General features: G+C 71.9%; 6 protein-coding genes and 1 riboswitch. Of the genes, 2 read left to right on the top strand and 4 right to left on the bottom strand.

Annotated features, from left to right (window positions below; all coding sequences use genetic code 11):
- Positions 1 to 140: 140 nt before the first annotated feature.
- A riboswitch (cyclic di-AMP (ydaO/yuaA leader) is annotated at positions 141 to 297 on the bottom strand.
- A 178-nt stretch (positions 298 to 475) separates the two neighbouring features.
- Positions 476 to 757 carry a hypothetical protein gene (locus G6018_RS00415; protein WP_182638443.1) on the bottom strand — a complete coding sequence of 94 codons (282 nt, stop codon included), beginning with the start codon at positions 755 to 757 and terminating at the stop codon, positions 476 to 478.
- Between the two features lie 121 nt (positions 758 to 878).
- Between G6018_RS00415 and G6018_RS00410 the strand changes: the two genes are divergently transcribed.
- Entirely contained in the window at positions 879 to 1,280 is a 402-nt protein-coding gene (locus G6018_RS00410) for a cold-shock protein (RefSeq protein ID WP_179524659.1), read from the top strand.
- A 9-nt stretch (positions 1,281 to 1,289) separates the two neighbouring features.
- Here the strand turns inward: G6018_RS00410 and G6018_RS00405 are convergent, their stop codons facing one another.
- The 3 genes from G6018_RS00405 to G6018_RS00395 are packed head-to-tail and all read right to left on the bottom strand — an operon-like array spanning position 1,290 to position 4,088.
- Complete coding sequence (locus G6018_RS00405; RefSeq protein ID WP_182638442.1) at positions 1,290 to 1,799, bottom strand: DUF2771 family protein; 510 nt, start codon at positions 1,797 to 1,799, stop codon at positions 1,290 to 1,292.
- On the bottom strand, positions 1,796 to 3,187 hold the full coding sequence (locus tag G6018_RS00400; RefSeq protein WP_182609791.1) for an MFS transporter: 1,392 nt from the start codon (positions 3,185 to 3,187) through the stop codon (positions 1,796 to 1,798). The genes G6018_RS00405 and G6018_RS00400 overlap by 4 nt, the downstream gene beginning before the upstream one ends.
- Positions 3,180 to 4,088 (bottom strand): glutaminyl-peptide cyclotransferase, encoded by a 909-nt coding sequence (locus G6018_RS00395; RefSeq protein ID WP_182638441.1) that lies wholly within the window; start codon positions 4,086 to 4,088, stop codon positions 3,180 to 3,182. Before G6018_RS00395 ends, G6018_RS00400 begins: the two co-directional genes overlap by 8 nt.
- Positions 4,089 to 4,145: 57 nt before the next feature.
- On the opposite strand from G6018_RS00395, the gene G6018_RS00390 reads away from it, so the two are divergent.
- Positions 4,146 to 4,685: DUF3027 domain-containing protein (locus G6018_RS00390; RefSeq protein WP_182616136.1), on the top strand; the 540-nt coding region annotated here is incomplete at its 3' end.

Genomic DNA, 4,685 nt, shown 5'->3' with positions numbered 1-4,685 from the left:
CGCGTTGGCGGCCGGGGCGAGGGCGAGCCCCGCGGCGGAGAACGCGGTGCCCGCGAGGACGACCTTCACCGCCGTCCTGGGCGCGGAGGCGGTGGCGGCAGCGCGGTGGCGTCCGGTGTTCGAGGTCATATACGCGTCAGTCCTTTTCACTCTGTGCCTACGGGGTGAGCTGTCGGGTTCGGACGAGTACGCCCGGCCGCCTGCGGCGGCTTGACCCCAAGGCGACCTGTGGTCGCCGGCCCGAGGTGGGCCCTGATCGGGTCCCCCGTCCCCGCCCGGTAACGGTCAATGTCGCATCGGCCGCAGGGCGGGGTTCGGTGGTGCGTCCGGTGCCAACTCGCTGACGAGTCTGCCCCGAACAGTAGCGGCTTGATGCCGGATCGTCACCATTCTGAGATAAAACCAGGTCACACAGGAGGGCGAGAGGTGACGTTATCGGCTTGTTACCTGGAACTTCGCCAGAGGGTGGGTTCCGTCACACCCTGGGCGGCCGGGAGCCGAGAATCGCGTACAGCAGCCCCAGGAGGAACCCGACCGGGGTGAACACCATCGCGCCGAGGTACAGGAAGGTCGGCGCGTCCCGATCCAGGACGAACGGGGTCAGTGCGGCGAGGACGGTGAACACCACACCGACGGCGAAGACGACCAGCGCCGCGATGAACAGGCCGCGGCGTCTGGGCCGGACCGGGGCGGGCTCGGCCGTGTGGGGTGCCCAGGGGTCGGGGTCGTCGGCTGGGGGTCGGGCGTCGGAGGTCACACGGGGGAGGCTACCGGCCCGGCGGGGGCGCCGGGCCACCGCCTCGGCGAGGGTAGTCTCGAGTCATTCGTGGTGGATGTCGGTCGCACGTGTGCGCGATCGTGTGGAGAGGTGGTTCGCGGTGCCCAGTGGCAGGGTCAAGTGGTACGACGCGGAGAAGGGTTTCGGTTTCCTGTCCCACGAGGGCGGGGAGGACGTCTACGTCCGGTCGGACGCGCTCCCAGACGGGGTGGACACGCTCCGGCCCCGCCAGCGCGTGGAGTTCGACATGGTCTCCGGTCGGCGTGGCCCCCAGGCTCTGCGGGTGGTCGTCCACGAGGAGCCCACCGTCGTGCAGGACCGTGCCCCCCGCGGCGGCCCACGGCACTCGCCCGATGAGCTGCACGGGATGGTCGAGGACATGATCAAGGTCCTCGAGACGACCGTCCAACCCGAGTTGCGGCGCGGCCACCGTCCCGACCACAAGGTGTCGGGTCGCGTGGCGTCGGTGCTCCGCGCCGTCGCCCGCGAACTGGACGCGTGACCTGCCGGCTCAGTCCGTGTAGGTGATCCCGACGGACCACTCGCCGCTGAGGATGGTCTCGGAGCCGTCCGCCGCGTAGACGAGCGCGACCCCGCGGAGTGCCAGTCCTTCGATCCGTCCCTCGTCAGGGAGGGTGACCGGGATGAGTAGTTCGCCGGGGCCGTCGGGTTCGAGGGTGTATTCGCGGAACCCGTCCGCGCGGATCTCGTAGACGTCGAGCGTGGCGCGGCGCAGTTCCACCGGCAGCCGCACCGTGAGGGTGTGTTCACCGGTGACCGTGAACTCACCCACCGGGTTGGTGTAGCTCGTGCCGTCGAGGTCCGTCGCGGCGAACGGCAGTACCTCCACGTGGTCGCGGTCGGTGGCGACGGTGATCGCCGGCACCGCCCCGTGACGTGAGGCGGAGCCCTGCCACGCTCCGACGATCGCGGCGACCATGATGATCACCCACGCCAGGATCGCCCAGGTGACTGGGCGGACGCGGGTGCCGGACGCGGGGGCATCGCTGTAAGAGCTCACTCCTCCATTCTGCCGAGCAGGCGCGCGCCGAATGCACGGGGGTCACGTGGCGCTCCGGGGAACCTGGGTCGGTTGCCGCCGAGCCCCGGTACCAGGGTGGACCCGCGCGCGGTCAGGAGCGACTGGCCGAACAGCAGGGCGCCCACGACCGAGATCACGCTGAAGCCCACAGTGAAGTCCGGCGGGAGGAGGACCCCCAGCGCACCGCCCGCGACCCACGCCAGTTGTAGCGCCGTCTCGGACCGGCCGAACGCGGAGGACCGTGCGGAGTCGGGGATGTCCGTCTGGATCGACGCGTCGAGCGCCACCTTGCCGAGCGCGCTGCACACCGCCGCCACCAGTGCGAGGGGGGCCGCCGCCCAGATGTTGCCGAGGAACGCCGCGACCACCGCCGCCGACAGCGCTGCGCCCGCCGCCGTCGTGGTGATCCTGCCCGGTCGGCCCAGGGGGAGACGGGCGCCCACGGCATTCCCCACGAAGGTGCCGAGTCCTCCCGCCGCACCGGCGATCGCGAGCATCCCGGCCTGTTCCGCCGCGGTGGCGTTCTCCTGGGCCTTGGCCACGAACGCGAGGAACAGGGTGAGGAAGCCGGTCATGAACCGGACCATCGACACGGCCCAGAGGTTGGCCAGGACCTGACGGCCCAGCGGCCGGGTGAGAACGGCCTTGAGCCCGCTGACGAGCGGGCGGCCCCGGTCCACGCGCAGGGTCGCCGACTCCTCGTCGAGCGAGGCCTCGGCGTGTGCGGGGATGGTCATCGCGATGTACGCCGTCACCAGCGCCACCGCGGCGAGCAGCCACAGGGCCGCGTCGGAGCCCCACACCCACGACACGGCTCCGGCGAGGGCCCCTGCGATCAACGACCCGCCCACGTGGCCGAGCACCGTCAGCCGGGAGTTCGTCCGGACCAGGTCGAGCGCCGGCGGCAGGACGTGCGGGGTGATCGACGCCTTGACCACGCCGAAGGTCTTGGACAGCACGAGCATCCCCAGCGCGAGGGGATACAGCAGCCAGGAGTCGAAGTTGAGCGCGAGGATCACCGCGAGCACCGCCCGCAGGGTGAAGGTCAACGACACCGTGAGGCGCCGCCCGCTCCGCAGCCGGTCGAGGGCCGGTCCGATCACCGGGGCGATCAGCGCGAACGGGGCGACCGTGACGAGGAGGTACAGGGCCACGTTGCTCCGCGACTCGGCGGTGGCGGCGGAGAAGAACAACGTGTTGGCCAGGGCGACGGCGAGGATGGCGTCGCACGCGAAGTTGGCGACGGTGACGTAACTCAGCTGCGACAGGCCCGATCTGTCGGCCCCGTCGGCGTGGAAGACCCGCCGGACGCCCCGGCCGACGGTGGCCGCGGCTCGACGGGTCGGCCCGGGGGAGCGGTCAGCCAATGAGGCGCACCTCGTACATCGTCGGCCACAACTTCCCTGTGAGCAGCACGTTCTCCGAACCGGGGAGCGCGGCGATCCCGTTGAGAACCGCCTCCCGGCTGGCCGGCCGGGGTCGCTCGAGCGCCGAGGCGTCGTAGATGGCGGTGACCGCGCCGGTGGCGGGGTCGATGCGGATGACCTCGTCCGTCATCCAGACGTTGGCGAGGACGGTGCCGTCCGCGCACTCGAGTTCGTTGATCCGGACCACGGGTGTGCCCCCCGAGGTCACCGAGACCGTGCCGGTGGGCTCGAAGGTGACGGGGTCGCGGAAGGTCAGCTGGTCGGAGCCGTTGCTCATGATCAGCCGTTCGCCGTCGTAACACAGGCCCCAGCCCTCGCCCACGTACGGCACCTCGGAGCGCACCTCGAGGGTCCGGGGGTCCCGGTTGTGGGCGATCCCGTTGGTCCAGGTCAGGGTCCAGAGGGTGTCCGGGGTGACGGCCAGGCCCTCGCCGAACTCGTCGTCCGCCATCCGCACGGAGACGGTGGGCGGGCCGCCGGCGAGCGGGCGGCGCTGCACCTGCGAGCGGGTGAACTCACCCGTCGACTCGTAGATCTCGTCGCCCACCACCTGCAGACCCTGGGTGAACAACTCAGGATCGTGCGGCAGGGTCCGGACGACCTCGACCGAACCCCGTACGGGCCGGGGCTCGGCCGGGCCCACCGGCACCTGTCCGCCGCCCGCGTCGCCGGACCCGGAACCGGAGCCGGAGCCGGTGGGCATGCTCGACGACGCGCGGGAGGCGCCGGGGGACGTGGCGCTCCCGGCGTCGTCGGAACCGGTCGCGGTACACGCCGCGACGGCGCCGACGAGGGAGAGGGAGACCGCGAGAGGGCCGAGGGTGCCGAGGACGCTGCGCATGCGTCAAGGATGCCGTACTACGGGCCGGACCGCGACGCTGTCGCGATGACGCGCATAATGGGTGGGGTGAACACCGAGGTAGGCACGGATCAGGAGGCGGACCCCGTGAGCACCGATCAGGCCTCGGGCTTCGACGAGGCCCTGCGCGAGAGACTGGCCTCGGGCGTTGACGTGGCGCGTGCCGCCGTGGAGGAGTTCGCGTCCGACGGCGTGGGAGAGCACCGGGGGGCCGTCGTCGAGGCGCCGTTCACCACGACGCACCGGTTCGCCTCGGACCTCCCCGGCTACCGCGGGTGGTACTGGGCCTGCGTCCTGGCGCTGGTCCCCGGCGGCGAGCTGACGGTCGACGAGATCTCGCTCCTCCCCGGTCCCGACTCGGTGGTGGCCCCGGAGTGGGTGCCGTGGGAGAAGAGGATCCGCCCGGGCGATCTGGGTGCCGGTGATCTGCTGCCCCCCGCGGACGACGACGAGCGTCTGGTCCCGGGACAACTCCTCACCGGGGACGACGGGCTCGACGAGGTCGCCGGCCCAGTCGGGCTCGGCAGGCCACGGCACCTGAGCCGGGAGGGCCGGTCGGCCGCCGCCGCCCGATGGGCC

The organism is Dietzia sp. DQ11-44 (assembly GCF_014145205.1).
Lineage (GTDB): Bacteria > Actinomycetota > Actinomycetes > Mycobacteriales > Mycobacteriaceae > Dietzia > Dietzia natronolimnaea.
The sequence above is the reverse complement of the archived record's forward strand: the minus strand, read 5'-3'. Positions and strand labels throughout refer to the sequence as shown.

Bases quoted from the DNA above. Each gene is read 5' to 3' on its own strand.
- G6018_RS00395 (WP_182638441.1), bottom strand. From the start codon at position 4,088: ATGCGCAGCGTCCTCGGCACCCTCGGCCCTCTCGCGGTCTCCCTCTCC.